This window comes from Cupriavidus sp. 05T41 (assembly GCF_056396525.1).
The window spans coordinates 15,931-33,198 of record NZ_JBFTLQ010000001.1; the positions used below are offsets into that span (position 1 = coordinate 15,931).

Consider the following 17,268-nt stretch of genomic DNA (forward strand, 5'->3'; position numbering starts at 1 on the left):
GCCAAAGGAGTACTTCGCATGCCGCTGCCCAAGACCATCACGCATCAGGACCGTCTGCTGACGCTGAATATTCACGACGTAGAAGAGTTCCCTGGCTCCGAGCCTGGCTCGACCATCATTCCACTGTTCCTCGACAAGGAGAACGGAGTTTGGGTTCTCTATGGGAAGTTCGAGCCCGGTACTAAACTTCCACCCCACTTTCACACGGGCACGGTGCATTTCTTCACAACGAAGGGGCAGTGGAACTACGAAGAGTACCCTCAGGATCCCCAAACAGCGGGGAGCTACCTCTACGAGCCTGGTGGCTCAGTGCATACGTTCATGGTGCCGCCGGACGCCAAGGAAGCGGCCGAAGGCTTCATGGTAGTGTACGGGGCCAACGTCATTTTCTCGGGCGGAGAGTACGAAAGCGTACGGGATGCCGGCGCTATCGAAGCCGGCATTCTGAGTGCAGCGAAGCGTGCAGGGAAGCCGGTGCCGAAGTACATTCGCCCGAAGGGTGGGGCGAGCTTTTCGAACGAATAGTTCCTGGCGTCGCCTCAGGCGAGACAAGGATGGGGGGCAGACCATCTACGTGCAGAAGGATTCGCCAGGCAAGAACAAGGAATCCAACTGGCTGCCTGCCCCGAACGGCCCCTTCATGGTCGCCATGCGCTATTACTGGCCAAAGCCGGAACCCTTGAATCACCAGTGGACGGCGCCAGGCGTCGAGCGCAGAGATTAACTCACCCATGCAACCGACATGCACAATCAATAAGGCGATCAACGGGTGGCGCTTTCGGGCGCGGCACTTGCCATCTTGGTAATCGGCCGCCTCTCGGGCCGAACCGGCCGTTCCGCGTCAGCCCTCGAATGACCGAGACGGATCGCAGTTTCGCGGCGGGGCATCCGACCGGTTGAATCCGCAGCCGAGGCGGACCTTCCGCGGCGGCTGCAAATCTTTGCCAATCTGCAGGCTGAAGACGTGAACGAATCGCGTTGACCGTGGCCGGCCTGCCTTAAGGCAACAGAGCCTTCTTCATTGATGGGGCGGGGTGTAGCACATAGTTCTCGCGCTCATAGAACGGAACGGCGTCCGGCCGCGCATCAAGAAATATCGCGGTCATGCCGCGGGCACGGGCGTCGGCTTCGGCATAGTCCATCAAGGATCGGCCAACACCGCTCCCTCGGCCCGCCGCATCGACCACCAGGTCATCAACATGAAGGTGCGCCCCGCGCGCCAAGGTGTGGACGGGTCTCATGCCCATCACGCCGATAATCTTCCCATCTTGGAATGCCGCCACAAGCTCGTAGCCCGAATGCGATTGCCGGCGGGCCCGCTCCAGGAATTCGGGTTCGTCAAGGGACCGAAGCTGAGCGATGACAGGGTATGCCTGCATCCATTCCGGCGGCGACAGCCTTCTGATTTCCAACCTGCTGCAGCGATGTTCAGTCATGGCTCAAGTCGATCGTCACTCGAAAAATGCAGATTATTGCACGGAGCCGAGTGGCGAGGTTTCTCGGTGGGTTGGGCATTTGAAGGTCCGCTTTGCCGTGAGGATTCAACCGGTCAACGCAACGGATTGAAGGGCATTGTCTATATACCCCGTACTGACGAGCGGATCCTCGCACATTTCTTCAAGCCGCAGTAGCCTACCTGGCACATCGCGCGCGTCTGCGCGCGTGGCGAAATGGGGGCGTATATGACCTGTCGGGATGCCCGGAACGGACGCCGCCCGACGCCTGTCATCCGACGCGGACGGCTGGCGGCGCTAGCAGGTGAGGTGCAGGATCGCGTTGGCGCCTTTGGGATTCGCCTCGAGCGTCTCGATGGCGTCGGCTGTCGGCTGGATGACCAGCTCGACATGGCGTCGTTTCGCCTCGCGCTTCACCTCGTCCATCACCGGCAACGCGCCAGTTCCGGTGCCGACCACGAGTTTGCTGCAGTTCCAGGGGATGTCTTCCTGGATCGACAGCGGCGTGTGGCCGAACGCTTCGCGAAATGGCTTGGAGGGACCTTTCCTGCGATTGCGGACCTTGCCGTGGTCGATGACTACGTCGTGGTCGTATGTGACGCCGTCGATACTGATGGTGCCGAAGGAGAATGATTCAAACCGCATTTGGGGCTCCTCTGCGATTTGGGTGCGCGTTGCTGTGCGCGGTGGCTGGCCTTTGCGTGCGCCCGCTCTGGTCGGCAGACATGCTGGCGAGGTGCTGCGGTCAGGCGGCGCGTTGCGCGGGGTGCTGCAGGGTGGCCTTCAGTTCCTCGCGGTCGGTGGAGGTCGGATTGGCCTGCCAGCCGACTAGTTCGTCGTGCCAACTCTCCCACGCGTTCCGGTCGAAGTCCTCATCCAGCCGCCCGCCGTCGCGCAAATAAGCACCGATCACCTGCGTGCCATCCCAGTAGGCAATGGCCACGTCGGAGAAATCGGCAGTGGTTCCGATCGGCATGTCGCGTAGCAACATCGCCAGGTTTGCCTTGAATGCTCGGAATTCTTGGGAGGTCATGGCGGGCTCCGATGCGGAGGGAAGATGATGAAAGGTTGCACCTGATTTTTCGGCGCGTCAATTTGGAGCGTTGACCGATCGCGCCACACTCAATCTCCTACCCGTCGCTCAAACAGATCGCGTATGCCCCTGAGATTACAGGCCCCATGAGAGGCTCCAGGCTATCGGCCCCCAACATGGAGAACATATTGCCAGTGAGCCTGGAGCGCGTGGTTGGCATTCGATGAGCACGATGAAGTGCTATCGATATTGCCTCCCATCGCACGGAGACTGCTGCTGTTGTAGTCGGGGCCAAGTTCCATCGTCAGTGACGGCTGACGACCCACAAACCGCCATTCACATGCGGCCCGGCCCTGCTGCGCCGCGGCCAACCGTGCTTTCGTGACCGTCGCGCATCAGGAACGAAGATGCGCGACGGCCCGGCGACGGAGGAATGCGCGGTCTAGCGGTGTGCGAAAAGACTACCGCGCCCGCGTCACGGCGACATGGCTCGCCTTATCACACCGTGACGATGTTGGTGCTGACCTCGATGTTGCCGCGCACAGACTTCGAGTACGGGCAGATCTGATGGGCCAGGTGCGCGATTTTCTCGACGACGTCCTTGGCCAGACCCGGCACGCGAACGGTGAACTCGGCGCCGAGGAACCACGCGGCACCGGTCTGCCCAACGTTGACCTTGATGTCCACGGAATAGTCGGGCGGCAGCGTGACCTTCTTCATCGAGGCCGCAATCCCGAACACGGTGGTGTAACAGGCTGACCACGCGCCCGCAAACAACTTCTCGGCTGTCGGGTGCGGCTCGGTGGCGATGAACTCGATGTTTTCAACGCCGGGTGCTGTCAGCTTGAGGTCGAAGACGCCAAACTCGCCGCGCTGGGCATTGGGGTCGCGATTGGCCGTGGCGTGGGTGTTGCCTGAGGCGAGGACTTTTTCGATCTTTTCCATGATGGATTCCTTGAATTAAGTGGATTTAAAGCTCGTGCGATGTGATCGCATGCGTTGCATGAATGGCGAAGATGTCTTTGGCATTAAGCGGATAAGATTTAATCGCACGCGAGTTTCAGCATGAATGAGTATCTTGCTTTGACCAGATTCCTCAACCATATTTTGGTGAGACCCGTATGCCTTATCCGATCACGCCGTGACGATGTCCAGGCCGACCTCGATGTTGCCGTGCACAGCCTTCGAGTACGGGCAGAGCTGATGAGCCAGGTGCGCGACTGCCTCGACGACTTCCTTTGCCAGACCCGGCGCGCGGATGGTGAACTTGGCGCCAAGGCAATGCCCGGCTCCGACCGATCCAATGCTGACCTGGATGTCCACGGAATAGTCGGACGGCAGCGTCACCTTCTTCATCGAGGCCGCAATCTCGAACGCGCTGATGTAACAGGCCGACCACGCGCCCGAAAACAACTGCTCGGCTCTCGGATGCAGTTCGGTGGCGATGAACTCGCGGCTGTCACCGCCGGGTGCCGACAGGTTGAGGTCGAGGACGCCGAGTTCACCGCGCTGGACGTTGGGGTCGAGATTGATCGTGGCGTGACTGTTGCCTGAGTGGAGGACTTGTTCGATCTTGCTCATTTGAGATTCCTTCGATGTGTAAGTAGGAGCCCAGACTGTAAGTCGATGCGTTACGCTCGCCGAGTCTTGAATGGGTCAAAGGCGTGCTCGAAAGGATCAAGCAGTGACAGGTGGCGTCTGTTCGTGACGCTGTACCAACGGGGCGACCGCTGCTGTGTGCTTGCCGGGGTCGGTCGACCCGCCTACCCGACACCGCTCCACAGTCTGGTGAGCGGCGGCGTCTTGAGCTGTCAACTTCCCGGAAATCGTCGATAAGGCCGCGCAGTGCTTGACACTATTAATATCATAGTTATACTCTTGGCTCACCATCTGCGATGTGCGAGGCGTCACAAATTGTCCTACGCGAGCAGGGCGCCGCCGACTGCGCGAAGCGAACCTGTGCGCACTTGTCTTCCGACTGGGAAAGGGGACGTGGGGCGGAGGATGGCATCCTGACCTTAAGCCGCAGGAAGGCGACATCATCATCCGCGAACACTGGGGCCAAAGCGGCTTTGAGGTCATCCGCGCGCGATCTCGAAGACGAGCGTCAGGTGCGGTTCAGACTTAGGCAAAGCGGTCGACGGCTGCGCGAAGAGTTCTCGACTATGGATCTCTCTGAGGCGACTGGCCTCGCGCCAGACACTTTCGCCAAAGTAGAGAAGGCGATCGTGGCGCTGCGAAGCAATCTTATCAAGTCAGTCCAAAACGGCGAACGAGCGCTTAGCGGTCGTATTGCCGCTATCGATGGAGATGTCCGATATGCAATACGAGACCGACTGGCTCACCCGTTTCATGGATCTCGTGACCGTCACCGGGAAAGTGGATGCCCGGTGCTCGCTGGGAGCGCCGTGGGAAAAAAATTTCTCCCAGGCCGGAGCTCAAGAAATTCCGTACCACATCATATTGACCGGCAGGGCGCTACTCGAGAATTCGGTTGATGGGGCAACCTATGAATTGCGGGCCGGCGACATCGCGTTACTGCCGCACGGTTCTGCGCACGTGTTGCACGACGGCAGCGGTGCGGTACCGGTTCCGGCCAGGGAACGCGCTTCGGGCAGTCTCCTGATTAGCGAAAATGGCGGCTCTGGCGAGGCGCTGGACATGTTGTGCGGGCGATTTGTCGTCGCGCCGCCTCATGACCGTTTAATCCGGAGCTATCTTCCGTCGGAACTCGTGGTACGCACCGAAGACATCGGCATCGCTGCACAGAACCTGCCGCAGGCCGAACGTCTGAGCCGGCTCGTCGCGCTGATGCGAGCCGAAACGATGGACAACGAAGTGGGCAGCGGCGCGATCCTGAACGCGCTTTCGTCAGCGTTGTTTGCGTTGACGCTGCGGGCGGCCGGTGAGGCCGGTCAGGCACGTACCGGGATACTGGCGCTCGCCGCGCACCCAAGGCTCGCGCCGGCCGCTGCTGCAATGCTCAACGACCCGGCTCGTGCGTGGACGCTTCCGGAACTGGCCGGACTATGCAGCATGTCGCGCGCCACGTTCATGCGGCATTTCCAGGCGAGTCTCGGCCGCTCTGCGATGGATCTGCTGACCGACATCCGGATGAGCGCCGCCGCAAACGCGCTACGAAAATCCACACTATCCGCCGAGGCGGTTGCCGATCTGGTCGGGTATCAGTCGGTGTCTGCGTTTCGGCGCGTGTTTGCTGAGCGGATGGGGATGACGCCGGGCGAGTGGCGGCAGCACGCGCTTAAGGGCGGTGCCTCGCATTTATCGGACGACGAGGCAGACGGAACTGCCGAACGCGGGAGCGAGCGCGCATAGGGCGCGGAGCGCCGCGCCGCTTCTGCGGGCGCAGCACGAATTGCGGGACGAGGCTTAGCCCTTTGGCGCGCCGGCAGGTGGTGGGTCTGTGTCATCGTCGCCCGCCTGCCCGAGCGAAGGCAGGTACCTGCCGAAGTTCATTTCGAAGTCGCTCGGAACGCCGTAAGCCAGGCTACGGAGCTTGGCGCGGCGTGCCTGCCCACTTGGCGAGGCTAGGGCCGGGAAGAACAGGTCGATGCTCGACTGGAGTTCGGCACCCGTCGGCGTTCCGAACCGATTCACCTGGGCTTTCGCCGCGCCGAGTGTTTCACGGTCGAATGAGGCCAGGCGTCTGGCAAGCGTATCGACAAAGGCGTCGAGTTCGTCGTCGTCCAGCGTGCGGTTCACCCAGCCATAGCGTTCGGCGACGTCGGCATCGAAATCGTCGGCGCTGAGGACAATCTCAAGTGCCCGCGAGCGGCCGACCACGCGCGGGAGCCATTCCAGCGCTCCGCCGCCCGGGATCAGGCCGACGCCGACCTCGGGATTGCCGAACAGGGCGCTTTGCCGGCTGGCGAAGCGCATGTCGCAGGCCAGTACGAACTCGTTACCGATGCCGCGCGTGCGGCCACGAATCTTGGCAATGCTCACGACTGGCGTGGACGAGACGCGCAGCACGAAGTCGCGCCAAAGGCCCAGCACCTCAGGTCGTTCAACTGCCTTGGCTACGTCGAGATGGGCGACGAAAAAATCGGGATTCGCCGACTGGAACACTACGACCTTCACGGACGGGTCCGCCTCGAGGTCGGTCATGAGCGCTCCCAATTCGACGATCGTCGTGGGAACAAACATATTGATCGGCGGGTTGCTGAAGGTAATCGTCCAGCGGCCCGGATAGGTGCGGTCAATGTCGAACTGAGAAGAGTCGGGCATGGTGCTTCTCCAAAGGCACTGGTAGACCAGCGTGGCGTTGAAGGTGACCTCGGGTCCCGGCAGCTTGCACATCGGGGACCTCTACTGCGCGGATAAGTCGACTTAAGAAACAGCCCTTATCTCTCCGAGCACGGTCGGGATGAGTTCAGATACGGTCGGGTGTATCGGGACTGCCTGCTGGAGGGCCGTATACGGGATGCCGGCGCTCATCACGTCGGGCACGTGGTCGAGCGCCGGCATCGCCCCCCCGAAGAGCTTGCGCTCGACCAGCGCAACGGCCATTCCGGGATCGGTCAGCCGGCCCGTGAGGGATGGACCGGCCTGCCCGGCGCCGATGATGACTGCGTCGAAATCACGAGTCATGGGCGTTCGACCGCCGCGATGGCGACAGCGATCGGCAGAGCCGCCAGCTCACAAGGGCAGGTCCTTGCCTGCCTGCTCGCAAGCCATGTACTCCGCATACCAGTCCGGCCAATTCTCATCGCGTTGGCCGCCGGTTCGCTTCTCGTGCTCGCCGTGCGCGGCCTCCGCCCGCCGGAACGCCGCCGCGAGATCCGCTGACGAGGCGAAGGTCGTGGCGTCTGTGTCCACGCGACCGGGCGCTCGGTGGGTGAGTTCCTGGAACAGCCAGCCATTGCCGTCCGGATCGCTGAACGAGGCAAACGAGCGGTAGCTGCGATGCTCGGGGTCCGGACCGCTAACCCGCATCCGCCCGAACAGATACGGCTCATCCGCGCCGGCGTGCGCGCCGGCGGCGTCGTGGAACACTCCGCTGATCTCCACCCCACGTCCCAGCAGTTCCTTGCGAGCCGCCTCGATGTCGGAGACGATCAGGTACAGTCCCTGGGCGGAGCCGGGTGTGGCCGCGGTGACGTTCTTGCCGAAGATGACCGAGCACCCGGAACCGGGCGGCGTGAACTGGATGACGCGGAAGTAGCCATCGTCGGAGGCGTAATCGGCGTCAAGCCTCCACCCCAAGCCGCCGTAAAAACGCTTGGCGCGATCGACGTCCGAAACAGGGATGACGACGATCTCGAGCTTCATGTCCACGCCCCGCACGTTCGGGGTCTCGACTGCAGCGCTGCTCATGTGAACCTCCGCATGCTTGGGCCGCAACGCGGCCTTTGAGATTGACGACAACAACACCTGGCGAAGGGAACGGGATGTGGTTTGTCGGGCCGGATCAGCTGGCGCGAAGCATCGCGCAGATCCAGTCCCGATGCAGGGAGAACGTCGTAGCGGTGTTCGGCACCGGCGCCGTTGCCGAGTCTCTCCGGCTCCGGCATCTGCACATAACCGTCGACGACCTGCCTCGGCATTGGGCAGACGCCAGCGACAACACTAACAGGCGATGTACCCCTACGCTGGCAACGCCCGCTCACTTGCTCACATTGACCTTGGTCATATTGTAGGTCGGCCAGTGACGCGACGTCGTCGGATTTGGACGGGTCCCTCGGCCGTGGTCCTGGCGCGCCTCCAAGGCGCCCGCCCGCCAGCACGTTCTGGAGGGGCACTCCTGTGGAAGTCTGACCGGCCGCGCATCGGGATGACCAGGAACGCCGCCCGCAGTGCATGTCGCCCAAGGCGCTGTCCAGTTACCGCTTCAGCAAAGGCGTGACGACCTGCTCCAGCCGCTCGGCTGTCCAGGCCGGGCTGGCATCATCCCAGCCGTTATCGGCGAGGATCCCCGCGCGGTCGATGGTGAAGTTCACCGGAAGACGCCAGACCCGGCCGTAGCCGCCCGCGTAGGCACTACCCAGCAGTCCTACCGGAAAGGCGAGGCTGGCAGCCATCTTGCGTACGTCGGCGAGCGAGTCTGGCGTGTCCAGGCTGAAGCCGAGCACGGTGAGTCCTTCCCGGGCGTGAGCCGTCGCATAGGTCGACAAGACAGGAAGCTCTGTGTGGCACGGGCCGCACCACGTTGCCCAGAACGTGAGTACTACTACCTGGCCATGCAGGTCCCGCGTATCGATGTTGCGCCCGTCGAGCGTGCGCAGCACCAGCGGTGGCGCCGGCCGCCCCACCGCCAGGCTCTCCGCGCGCGCCGATGTGTGCCAGCCAGCAAGAGAAGGTCCGCAGGCAAGCGCGGCGGCCTTGCGGATCCAGTCGCGACGAGACGAGAGATCAGAACGCATAGGACACCCCGAGGTTGCCAGTCCAGCGAGGAAAGAGTTGGTACCCCTGAAGATTGCTATAGATTGCCTTCTGCAGAAAGGCGTACATGTGCACGTGCTCGCTCACGGCGACGGTGACCCCGGGGCTCAGGTAGAGCACGCTACCGCCTGTACTGATGGTGTCGCCAAGTGCGCCCTGGTCTGAGCTCTTGTGCGTGAAATTGAACTGTAGCTGGGGCACCACCTTTGGCTTGACTACGTAGCGCACGCCGGTGCTCACGGTCAGGAGATTGCCGGGACGATAGTCCGCATTGACGTCGTGCAGCCGTTGCATCACCGCCGCCTGGAATTGGCCATTGATGAAGGCGTCGAAATTCTGGCTGACCGGCTGGTAATAGTACGCGCCAAGGATCAGGTCGGTGCTGCCGGTACCGGGTTGCAGGCTGGCGTCGAGCGCCTGGCCCGCAGCCGCATTCGGGCCTGAGGAGAAGAACACCGGGCGGCCCACGGTGGCGCCGGTGACGACATTCTGGCTGCCGTAGGCGCCCGTGGGCAGCTTCACGCCAAGTTGCACACCAAGGTTTCGGGTGGGCAGGAAGCCCTGGTAGGTGCCGATGAGCTTGATATCGCCCAGGCCGCTGGCCGTCACACCGCTCACGTTGTCCGGCGTGAGCTGGTCGGAAGTCGCGTTGCCGTACGTGGTGTGGCTGCGGTCGATGATGGGGACGATCGTGCTAAAGCTCCAGCTGCTATTCGGGCTGTAGCTCAGGCCCAGGTTGTAGTAACGGTTGATTGTCTGCTTCTCCACCTCCTGGCTGCCGCCAGCGTCGTTGATTGCGGCAGCCTGCGTGGCGGGGACGGATCCTGTCCCATGGCGCAGCTGGTTCTGGTTGATGAAGCTGTAATCGAAGCTGATGCGCCAGCCTGGCATTGTGGAGTAGCCCATGGCGGCATCGGCGCTGAGTGAGCAGCCGCAGGTGGCGCAGCCGAACGCAAACGAGGGAAGCAGCAATGCGGCACCTGCGGTGCCGGCGCGAAGGATCGGATTCATGGTGTTCAGGGCAATACGGGGGCGGACCGGTAGTCCGCCCGTGGCATGGGCGCGCGCCCGTGCAGCGCGCGGGCGATCAGGCGAAGCCGATCATGCCAAAGGCGGCGCTCGGGCCGTCGCGAGGAGAATGCTCGGAGGCCGATAGGCATTGCGCTGTAACACCGGCCGCACAAGGCCAGGCTGGCTGAGGCGAGGCTGAAAGACAAACGGCGCGTGCGGTATCGCATTAGTGTTGCCGAGATCCGCGCAGACCAGGCAGCAGAGGGAATCGCCGAGGCTTTGGTGGTTGCCGGGGGCGCCCTGACCGAGGGGCGTTTGATCGGCCACTGAGACCACGCTTATGCCGCTTGCGCTGCAGATCGAGTGATCTAGCATTGCCTCGGCCGATTGCCCGTGGGTCATCGGCAGCAATGGCGCGTGCAGCGCCATGCCCAGCAGCGCGAGCCAGAAGACGAGCCGATGGGTGAAGGACATGTTGCTTCGTGTAAATGGGGGGCTGATTATCGTGGCGAGCCGTCGCCTGAAAGGACGCTTTGGGCTTGATTCAGCTAGACCGGGGGGGACACCGAGTCGCACCCACTGCCGCCGGATCGGCATTTGCGCCGGAAGTCATCGCAAACGGCCCCTGTCCATTCATATTTCCAGCTTACGCCGCATCTCCCCGCATTCCGTACGCTACGCCACTCTCTTCCAGGAAGCCAGCACGACGTCGCCCGTCGCCGGTCGGCATTGACCGGGCGCGGTGTATTGCGCCACCCCTGTTTCGGCGGAGTTCACCGCATCGCTCGAACAACACAAAGCTGTGCATCCATTTGCGCAATCAACCGCTTGTTGGATCGGTTCCGCGGCATTCCGCCTTTGCGGCGTTGCGGATTGCTAATCGGGAGGGCTGTGCGACTTGCTTTCTGTCTCGTCCGTGATCGAAGTGCGCGCGAATCGCATTTGATATTCGCTCGGCGAAAGGCCGGTCTTGCGCTTGAACAGTTGCCGGAACGTGCTGAGGTCTCCATAGCCGACGCGTTGACTGACCATCTCAAGGCCAATGGGCCTTGATTCCAGCAACTGTTTGGCTACTTCGATGCGCAGGTTCTGCAGATACGCCAATGGTGCCAGGCCTACTGCCAGCTTGAAACGCCGGTTAAGCGTCCGTTCGCTGACAGCGAGCCACTCGGCGAGCTCGCTCAGCCGAAACCCCTGCTGAAGTGTCGCCTCCATACGCTGTTGCGCTCGTGCGACGAGCGGATCGGCATGACCGTGGTCGTCGAGAAGCTTCGCATAAGACGCTTGAGAAGTCCGGTTCATGTCGATCAATAGTGACTTGGCGGTCCTCGCGGCAAGCGTCTCGCCCGCGAACGTTTCGACCAGCCGCACGGCGAGGTTGAGATACGACGTCACGGAGCCGCCCGAGATGATGCGATCTTGCGCGATCAGGATCTCCGAGGCCCGAAGCTCGACGCGCGGATAGCGTCGGGCGAAGTCCGCCGCAGTGGCCCAGTGTGTCGTGGCGACCCGGCCGTCCAGCAAGCCCGCCTCGGCAAGCAGGTAGTTGCCGGTGCAGTATGTGGCCAGCACGGCGCCCGCCTCGCTTTGGCTCCGTAGCGCGGAGGTCAGCGCGTTCAACTGCTTGTGGCGGCCGATGAATTCTTCCATGTTGGAGAAGAAAGGGGCCGTTACCAGAATGGCGTCCGAACGCTTGCGGGGATCGATTTTCCCGTCCACGGCAATGCTCTGGCCCGATGCGGCCTTGACCGGTCCTCCGTCCAGCGACTCCACGCGCCAGGTGAACTTGGGGGAAGGATGGCGACTATGTGCGGCTTCCCGTGCACTCAGGTGGTTGGCGGCATTGAGGACGTCGATGGGTCCCGCAACGCCCGATGCCAGGATGCCGTCATAGACCCAGATCCGGATCGTGATCATTTGCGTATGTGTCTGATATTCCTCGGATGATGGCAATACTGCCACTTCCAGGTCTGCCCGTAAAGGCCGATGATCAGCGAACCGAAACACCTGAAGAAGGAGTGACACCATGCCAATGATCGACGCACTGTGGCCGGAAGATGCCTTGACGCCTGAAGCGGAAGCACGCCTGGTTAAAGAACTGACTGACATCCTGATCAAAGCCGAAGGGTACGACCCGGGCAATCCGGTTGCGCAAGCCGTATCGGTATTCCATCTGCATCGACCGGCCGCGGTATTCGTCGGAGGAGAGCGCTCGAAGGCAGTGCGCTACCGGATTATTCCTTCGGCGCCCGAGGGGCAGTACACCGATGAGTCGCGTAGCGCACTGGTTAAAGCGATCACGGAAGCGGTCGCCCGTGCCGAGGGCCGACCGTTCGACGAGGTCGTATCGCGGGTATGGGTCTTTCCGACAGAAATTCCGGACGGTACCTGGGGCAGTCGCGGCGTCATCCTCAGGCTGCCCGCCATTCATGCGCTACTGGCCGGTGAGTCCGAACGCAGCGCCGGCGAGGAGCGACTCGCGCGCAGACGGCGCGAAAAAGCACGCATCACGCTGGAAGCCGCCGTTGATGCCATTAGCGCTGGAAGTGCCAGGTCATAACAGCGTCACATGTCGTGCTGGCGGTGCGCGAGCGGATGCCCGCGCCCGCTGCCAACGTTCAAAGAACCGAAGGAGAACCTACAAAGCTCCATTCCTCGTCCGACACGTCCGTTGGGTAGGGTCTGCGTTTCGTCATCTCCCTATGACATGAGCCGTGACGAAAAATGCATAACACGCTCTAGTCGCGCTTGTATGCCAACACCGCACCGCCCGCCCCCTGCCGCAATTCGATTGTCAGTGTCGGCGCTGGCATCCAGCGCAGTGTGTCCCCCGCAGTGGCAGCCGGTGGCCCGAATCTGGACTTCATCCTCTCGCCGAGTTTGTCGATTCCAACGTCGGGCTTGAACAGGTACTCGGCCTGGCTAAACCGTCCATCCGGTGCGTAATGGACATCGAGCTGCCTGGCATCGGCCGTGGACGGGATGGGGGTGTAGCTGTCGACGCTATCAATGAGATCCAGCTTGATGGCTTTCATCAGGCCACTTCCCTGGATGGCTCGCCGTAGCGATGTACGCGTCGCCTGGCTGAGCGGGACGCCATACAGGCTGGTTGCCTGCACCGGACCAGGCTGCGGCAACGTGGGCGATTGATCCCCCAGTTGTGCCGATGCTGCGGAATGGCTCTTGGCCAGCGCCGCCATGATGTGCTCTGTTGCCGGCGATGTGGCTGCAACCTGGCGCGGCGTGATGGCCATGTAGCTGATGCCGGGACGAATCTTGCAGGGACTCGAGGCTGCCTGGTTGTCGCAAACAATGGCCCCCGTCATGATGTTGACCCAGCGGCGCTGCTCGTCCGTCGGAACCGGGATGCTGCTCGTGGCGGGGAATGTCCAGGTACGATGTAGCGCGTAATAGTTGACGGTGCCGGCAATGAACTTGCCAATCGACAGATACGCCTTCCCGTTACCATCATCGGGACAGAACACGACATCAGTGGCGGCAGGGTAACCGTTCGCCGCTTCGGTATCGCTGTACATCATCTGCGGCACCGCCTGGCAGCGGCTAGTCTTGTGCTGGCTCTTTGGTTTGCGCTCCAGCTCGAGCGCACTGGCCGGATCCAGCCGTTGGCCAAGAAAGATGGTCACTGCGAGCAGTTCTTCCCAGTCGGCTTGCCACGGGTTCTCCGGTACGAAACGCTCGGTCGTGACCTGTGACGGTGCCTCGGCGGCCATCCTGGCTGGCGAGGGGATTCCACGCCAGCCTGCCGGCAAGCCCGGCTGGAACAGCAATTTTTCGCCGGGCGGGAGAGACGGCGGATCGGCTCGCACGACGGTTGTTATCGTGAGGGCGGCCAGCCCCGCCATCAGCGCCGGGACGGTCGGCCATCTCCAGTCAAGGGCGAATGGCATCAGGCCTACCCGACTGACGCGAAGGCTTGCTTGTATCTGTTCCACCAATTTGCTCCCCAGTCCCGCAGGCGCCCGACATAGGCAACCCTGGCGGCGTCACGCGCGACATTCGGGCCATACCAGTCAGAATCGCGGAACGTACTCGCCGGCGATGTGTTGATGTGTTCCTGCTCCGGACTAAACAGGTACGCCACATGCAGCAGGTCTGCCTTCTCGGCGCGATGGAACTCGACCACTACGAAATCCTGCGGATAGGAGATCCCGCGCACGGACATCTCGCCTGCAGCGGCGCGTTCAGCCTGGCCAATGCGCACGCTTCGGTCGTCCCAATGGGTCCACGGCGGCGTGAAGATGTTGTGCATCAGCCAGCAAGACTGACTGCCATTGGGTTCGTTCGATTCGTTGACCACGTAGAGCGCATTACCGTCATCGCAGGAGCGCGCCACCGGGAACCCCGTCGCTGGTGAGGTCTTCGCCACGACTGACTGGACTATCAGCGCGCCGGCGAGTCGCTGATGTTCGATGCGACCAAGGAAATAGGTCGCGATCGTCTGATCTGGACGGTTGCCGCGGATATCAGATAGCACCGTCCACGTACCGGGAGGCAACGGTAGTCGGTGCCCGCCAACTTCGAACATATCGCGGAAAGTCTTGCCCATTGGAGCCTTGGCACCAGGGGACGCGCCTTGCACCGGATCGGAGTAAGCCGAGCCGGCCGGGCGTGACAGTGCAAGTGGTACCTCGCGCGGCGCGGCAGGCGCGGGCTGCTGGATGCGCGCGGCCTCCTGCTTTCTGGGATGTGCGACTGGCACCTCCGGTGGTGCTGGCATCGCTGCACGGGGGAGATCTCCCGCAGGAATGGCGGGCGGTGGGGCCGGCTCGGTCTGCGGTCGGGGTTGAGCCGTGTAGGAGGCCGTGGCCTGCAGGTCCTCTGAAGTGGAACCGCGCAGGTGCGGTGGATTCCGCCCGAGGCAAACGAACAGCACGGTGGCGACCGTCGCCAGCAACACGGCGCTACGCCATATTGGAGCGCGTGCCCACAGCCTGCGCCAGGCACCGGACCAGGAAACGTTTGCGGTCATCACGAGACGGGCTTGGCAACAATGCGCTTGTCTTCGGCAATCAGCGCAATACGGCTATGGCCCTTCTGTCGCGCTTCGATCAGGGTGTCGGCAATGGATTCCTCGGCTGCCCGCACCAGATCCCGCGACGACGCGCCACCGCCAAGCCGCGCCTGCCGTTGCATCAGTGCGATCAGCACTTCCGGGGCGATGCCGCCGTCCACGATCTCGAGGCCGTAGCTCTGAATCATCGCCTCGATTTCGAGTGCCGTTACCCGCGCCACATCCATTCCGGAGAGCGGCTTGAACACGAAGATGCGGTCGATGCGGTTGAGCACTTCGGGCGCAATGCCAGCCTCACGCAATGCGTTGGTGGCAGCCTGGCGCATGCCATCGGCATCATTCTCGAAGCGTTTGCTCAGTTCCTGGAGCGCATCGGTCGCCGCATTGGTAGTCAGGATGAAGATGGCTTGCGTGGTCGGGATCTGCTTGCCGTCAGACGCTTCCGTTACAAAGCCGTCGTTCCAGGCAGTCAGGAAGTTCTTGTGGACTTCCGCATGCGCTTTTTCGAACTCATCGAGCAGCACGACCGAGTTGGGTACATCACGCAAGGCGGCTGTGAGCTTGCCATAGGTGTCCGAACCGGCGTACCCCTTGGATGAACCGAACAGCGAGGTGGCAGCGAAGCCGCCCTTCGAGAACTGCGTCATGTCCAGGTGCATCAAGGCACGTTGCAACTCGCTGGCCAGGCGCTTGGCCAGATAGGTTTTACCCGTTCCGGGCGGTCCGGCGAGCAAGAAAACACCCACCGGCTTGCCGCGCTGCTTCAGCGCGAGGCGCCTGCGTATCTGCATTGCCATGTCGTCGCACACGGCATCCTGTCCGATGACCTTGCCTTTCAGTGCCTCGGCGAGCTGGTTCGCATCGATAAAGACCGATTCGGCATCGGCCGCGAGTTTTTCCTCAAGCACACGCTTGTTGGTCAAGCGATCCAGAACATCCATTACCCATCCCCCCCGATTGCCACTGGCGGACAAGGTCCGCGTGCGCTCATGAATTAGTCCGGCAAAGACGAAGAACCATAGCCCGAAGGCCACAGCAAAAAGATACCAGGCCACTTCGCGCAGCCGGTGCAAAGCATCCTGCAGGCCGTCGTGCATGACCGCTCCCGAAGGCCCATGTTCTATCCAGAATTGGGCGATGGCGATCAACGCGATCGCGACAAAAGCCAGGGGGAGCACGCGGCTGGCGGCGTTCAGCAGTCGGACCATCTTACGGAGCCTGGGTGCGCAGGCCGATAGTCTGCCCAACGCTCATGATTGGTAATGTCACGCGCGAGGCGCCGGAAGCCACGCCGACCGTGATGCCACCGCCTTCCCCGTCGCGCATTCCGGCGATATTGACGACCCCGGACGACGCAGCAGGAACCGCGAACGTCATTGGCTGGCGCGTCAGGGTGACCACCCGGGAGTATCCCTGGCTCTGGATGCGTACGACGTCGCCATCCTCATCGTCGGTGTCCCACAGCGTCAGCCAGATCAGCCGGGTTGGGTGCCTGGCCGGAGCGACTGGCCGCACGGTGCTGACCGGAGCAGGGTGAGGGACGGTCTCGGGCCCCTGCGCCTGTGGCGTGACGGACGAGCCTGTGCCGGTGGCGGGCTTCGGCGAAGCCGCAGCCGCTTCAATCGGGCGCTCATGCAGGTCGGCTGTCAGTGCTTCGCGCGCGATCGCGCTGAGCCGCATTCCTGCAAGGGCAGTCTCTTCATCCTTTGGTTCGACGGCAGCGACCGGCAAGGCGGTGACGGCGTTGAAGGCCTCGAGTCTTGCTTGCTGCTGCGCGGATGAGAGATGATCCACGTCGTGCAGAAGGAAGGCCGGGGACAAGCGCCCGAACTGCCCCGAGCCGGCCAGTGCAGCCATCATGACCAGCGCGGCAAGAAGTGTCGCGGAGGCTAGCGTGCGCGGCAACCTCGTCGGCAAAGGCTCGCTGCGCGCGCTCAGACGCGGCGGGTCGAGTGGAACGTCGTTGTCCATCAGGTGTTTGTTCTTCTTGGTGGTCTTGAGGAGCTACGCCGAACAAATCCCCATGATACTTGGAACTCAAGATATTGGCTTACGCTGCCCGCTCAAGGCAAGCAAAAATAGAGATTCATCGCCGATTTCCGGGGAAGGCCAATGATTCGACGCCCCAGTCCGGCCATAAAGCGACATTTGCCAGTTTCCACAAATCCAACAACATTCACGCCTCATTTGCCTGTCTTTCACAAGAGACATTACGAGGTCTTTTGGTAACCATTTCCGGAAATTAATGCCGTATTTCCCTGTAGGTCTAATGCGAAACCAATCGCCAAAAAAACGAAGCTTCAAGGAAAACATGCGAGCCGTCGCCATCGCTCTTG

21 protein-coding genes are annotated in these 17,268 nt (G+C 62.2%); 5 read left to right on the forward strand and 16 right to left on the reverse strand.

Features of this window, described 5'->3' with window-relative positions; all coding sequences use genetic code 11:
* Window positions 1-18 precede the first annotated feature (18 nt).
* Window positions 19-525 (forward strand): 2,4'-dihydroxyacetophenone dioxygenase family protein, encoded by a 507-nt coding sequence (locus AC1DKV_RS00080; protein WP_441614093.1) that lies wholly within the window; start codon window positions 19-21, stop codon window positions 523-525.
* 49 nt (window positions 526-574) lie between these two features.
* Window positions 575-724 carry a DUF1214 domain-containing protein gene (locus AC1DKV_RS00085; RefSeq protein WP_441614094.1) on the forward strand — a complete coding sequence of 50 codons (150 nt, stop codon included), beginning with the start codon at window positions 575-577 and terminating at the stop codon, window positions 722-724.
* A 274-nt stretch (window positions 725-998) separates the two neighbouring features.
* On the opposite strand, the gene AC1DKV_RS00090 is transcribed toward AC1DKV_RS00085, so the two are convergent.
* The 5 genes from AC1DKV_RS00090 to AC1DKV_RS00110 all read right to left on the reverse strand — a co-directional run bounded on the left by AC1DKV_RS00090 (window position 999) and on the right by AC1DKV_RS00110 (window position 4,068).
* Complete coding sequence (locus tag AC1DKV_RS00090) at window positions 999-1,436, reverse strand: GNAT family N-acetyltransferase (RefSeq protein WP_441614095.1); 438 nt, start codon at window positions 1,434-1,436, stop codon at window positions 999-1,001.
* Window positions 1,437-1,751: 315 nt separating this feature from the next.
* Window positions 1,752-2,099, reverse strand: coding sequence for an MTH938/NDUFAF3 family protein (locus AC1DKV_RS00095; protein ID WP_441614096.1), 348 nt, complete (start codon window positions 2,097-2,099; stop codon window positions 1,752-1,754).
* A 100-nt stretch (window positions 2,100-2,199) separates the two neighbouring features.
* A complete protein-coding gene (locus tag AC1DKV_RS00100) occupies window positions 2,200-2,487 on the reverse strand; it encodes a hypothetical protein (RefSeq protein ID WP_441614097.1) in 288 nt (95 codons plus the stop codon).
* Between the two features lie 498 nt (window positions 2,488-2,985).
* Window positions 2,986-3,432 (reverse strand): OsmC family protein, encoded by a 447-nt coding sequence (locus AC1DKV_RS00105; protein WP_441614098.1) that lies wholly within the window; start codon window positions 3,430-3,432, stop codon window positions 2,986-2,988.
* A gap of 189 nt (window positions 3,433-3,621) precedes the next feature.
* A complete protein-coding gene (locus tag AC1DKV_RS00110; protein WP_441614099.1) occupies window positions 3,622-4,068 on the reverse strand; it encodes an OsmC family protein in 447 nt (148 codons plus the stop codon).
* A gap of 738 nt (window positions 4,069-4,806) precedes the next feature.
* On the opposite strand from AC1DKV_RS00110, the gene AC1DKV_RS00115 reads away from it, so the two are divergent.
* Window positions 4,807-5,823 (forward strand): cupin domain-containing protein, encoded by a 1,017-nt coding sequence (locus AC1DKV_RS00115; RefSeq protein WP_441614100.1) that lies wholly within the window; start codon window positions 4,807-4,809, stop codon window positions 5,821-5,823.
* Window positions 5,824-5,877: 54 nt separating this feature from the next.
* On the opposite strand, the gene AC1DKV_RS00120 is transcribed toward AC1DKV_RS00115, so the two are convergent.
* Genes AC1DKV_RS00120 through AC1DKV_RS00130 form a run of 3 tightly spaced genes read right to left on the reverse strand, consistent with a single transcriptional unit; the run spans window position 5,878 to window position 7,824 of the window.
* Complete coding sequence (locus tag AC1DKV_RS00120; protein WP_441614101.1) at window positions 5,878-6,807, reverse strand: enoyl-CoA hydratase/isomerase family protein; 930 nt, start codon at window positions 6,805-6,807, stop codon at window positions 5,878-5,880.
* Between the two features lie 30 nt (window positions 6,808-6,837).
* Window positions 6,838-7,098 (reverse strand): hypothetical protein, encoded by a 261-nt coding sequence (locus AC1DKV_RS00125; RefSeq protein ID WP_441614102.1) that lies wholly within the window; start codon window positions 7,096-7,098, stop codon window positions 6,838-6,840.
* 48 nt (window positions 7,099-7,146) lie between these two features.
* Window positions 7,147-7,824 carry a VOC family protein gene (locus tag AC1DKV_RS00130; RefSeq protein ID WP_441614103.1) on the reverse strand — a complete coding sequence of 226 codons (678 nt, stop codon included), beginning with the start codon at window positions 7,822-7,824 and terminating at the stop codon, window positions 7,147-7,149.
* Between the two features lie 74 nt (window positions 7,825-7,898).
* Between AC1DKV_RS00130 and AC1DKV_RS00135 the strand changes: the two genes are divergently transcribed.
* Window positions 7,899-8,147, forward strand: a complete 249-nt coding sequence (locus tag AC1DKV_RS00135; RefSeq protein WP_441614104.1) for a DUF6130 family protein — start codon at window positions 7,899-7,901, stop codon at window positions 8,145-8,147.
* Window positions 8,148-8,330: 183 nt separating this feature from the next.
* Here AC1DKV_RS00135 and AC1DKV_RS00140 read toward each other — a convergent pair whose 3' ends face one another.
* The 4 genes from AC1DKV_RS00140 to AC1DKV_RS00155 form a co-directional block, all read right to left on the reverse strand.
* Window positions 8,331-8,870 carry a TlpA family protein disulfide reductase gene (locus AC1DKV_RS00140; RefSeq protein ID WP_441614105.1) on the reverse strand — a complete coding sequence of 180 codons (540 nt, stop codon included), beginning with the start codon at window positions 8,868-8,870 and terminating at the stop codon, window positions 8,331-8,333.
* Window positions 8,860-9,900, reverse strand: coding sequence for a transporter (locus tag AC1DKV_RS00145; protein WP_441614106.1), 1,041 nt, complete (start codon window positions 9,898-9,900; stop codon window positions 8,860-8,862). The genes AC1DKV_RS00140 and AC1DKV_RS00145 overlap by 11 nt, the downstream gene beginning before the upstream one ends.
* A 90-nt stretch (window positions 9,901-9,990) precedes the next feature.
* Window positions 9,991-10,374 (reverse strand): DUF2946 family protein, encoded by a 384-nt coding sequence (locus tag AC1DKV_RS00150; protein ID WP_441614107.1) that lies wholly within the window; start codon window positions 10,372-10,374, stop codon window positions 9,991-9,993.
* Window positions 10,375-10,776: 402 nt separating this feature from the next.
* Entirely contained in the window at window positions 10,777-11,817 is a 1,041-nt protein-coding gene (locus AC1DKV_RS00155; RefSeq protein WP_441614344.1) for a GlxA family transcriptional regulator, read from the reverse strand.
* 109 nt (window positions 11,818-11,926) lie between these two features.
* On the opposite strand from AC1DKV_RS00155, the gene AC1DKV_RS00160 reads away from it, so the two are divergent.
* On the forward strand, window positions 11,927-12,460 hold the full coding sequence (locus AC1DKV_RS00160; RefSeq protein WP_441614108.1) for a tautomerase family protein: 534 nt from the start codon (window positions 11,927-11,929) through the stop codon (window positions 12,458-12,460).
* A 178-nt stretch (window positions 12,461-12,638) separates the two neighbouring features.
* Here AC1DKV_RS00160 and AC1DKV_RS00165 read toward each other — a convergent pair whose 3' ends face one another.
* The 4 genes from AC1DKV_RS00165 to AC1DKV_RS00180 all read right to left on the reverse strand — a co-directional run bounded on the left by AC1DKV_RS00165 (window position 12,639) and on the right by AC1DKV_RS00180 (window position 16,903).
* The gene (locus tag AC1DKV_RS00165; RefSeq protein ID WP_441614109.1) at window positions 12,639-13,808 is read right to left on the reverse strand and encodes a hypothetical protein; all 1,170 of its coding nucleotides are present in this window, start codon (window positions 13,806-13,808) and stop codon (window positions 12,639-12,641) included.
* A 5-nt stretch (window positions 13,809-13,813) separates the two neighbouring features.
* A complete protein-coding gene (locus tag AC1DKV_RS00170; RefSeq protein WP_441614110.1) occupies window positions 13,814-14,467 on the reverse strand; it encodes a hypothetical protein in 654 nt (217 codons plus the stop codon).
* A gap of 422 nt (window positions 14,468-14,889) precedes the next feature.
* A complete protein-coding gene (locus AC1DKV_RS00175) occupies window positions 14,890-16,140 on the reverse strand; it encodes an AAA family ATPase (RefSeq protein ID WP_441614111.1) in 1,251 nt (416 codons plus the stop codon).
* A gap of 1 nt (window position 16,141) precedes the next feature.
* Window positions 16,142-16,903 carry a hypothetical protein gene (locus AC1DKV_RS00180; protein WP_441614112.1) on the reverse strand — a complete coding sequence of 254 codons (762 nt, stop codon included), beginning with the start codon at window positions 16,901-16,903 and terminating at the stop codon, window positions 16,142-16,144.
* Window positions 16,904-17,268 lie beyond the last annotated feature (365 nt).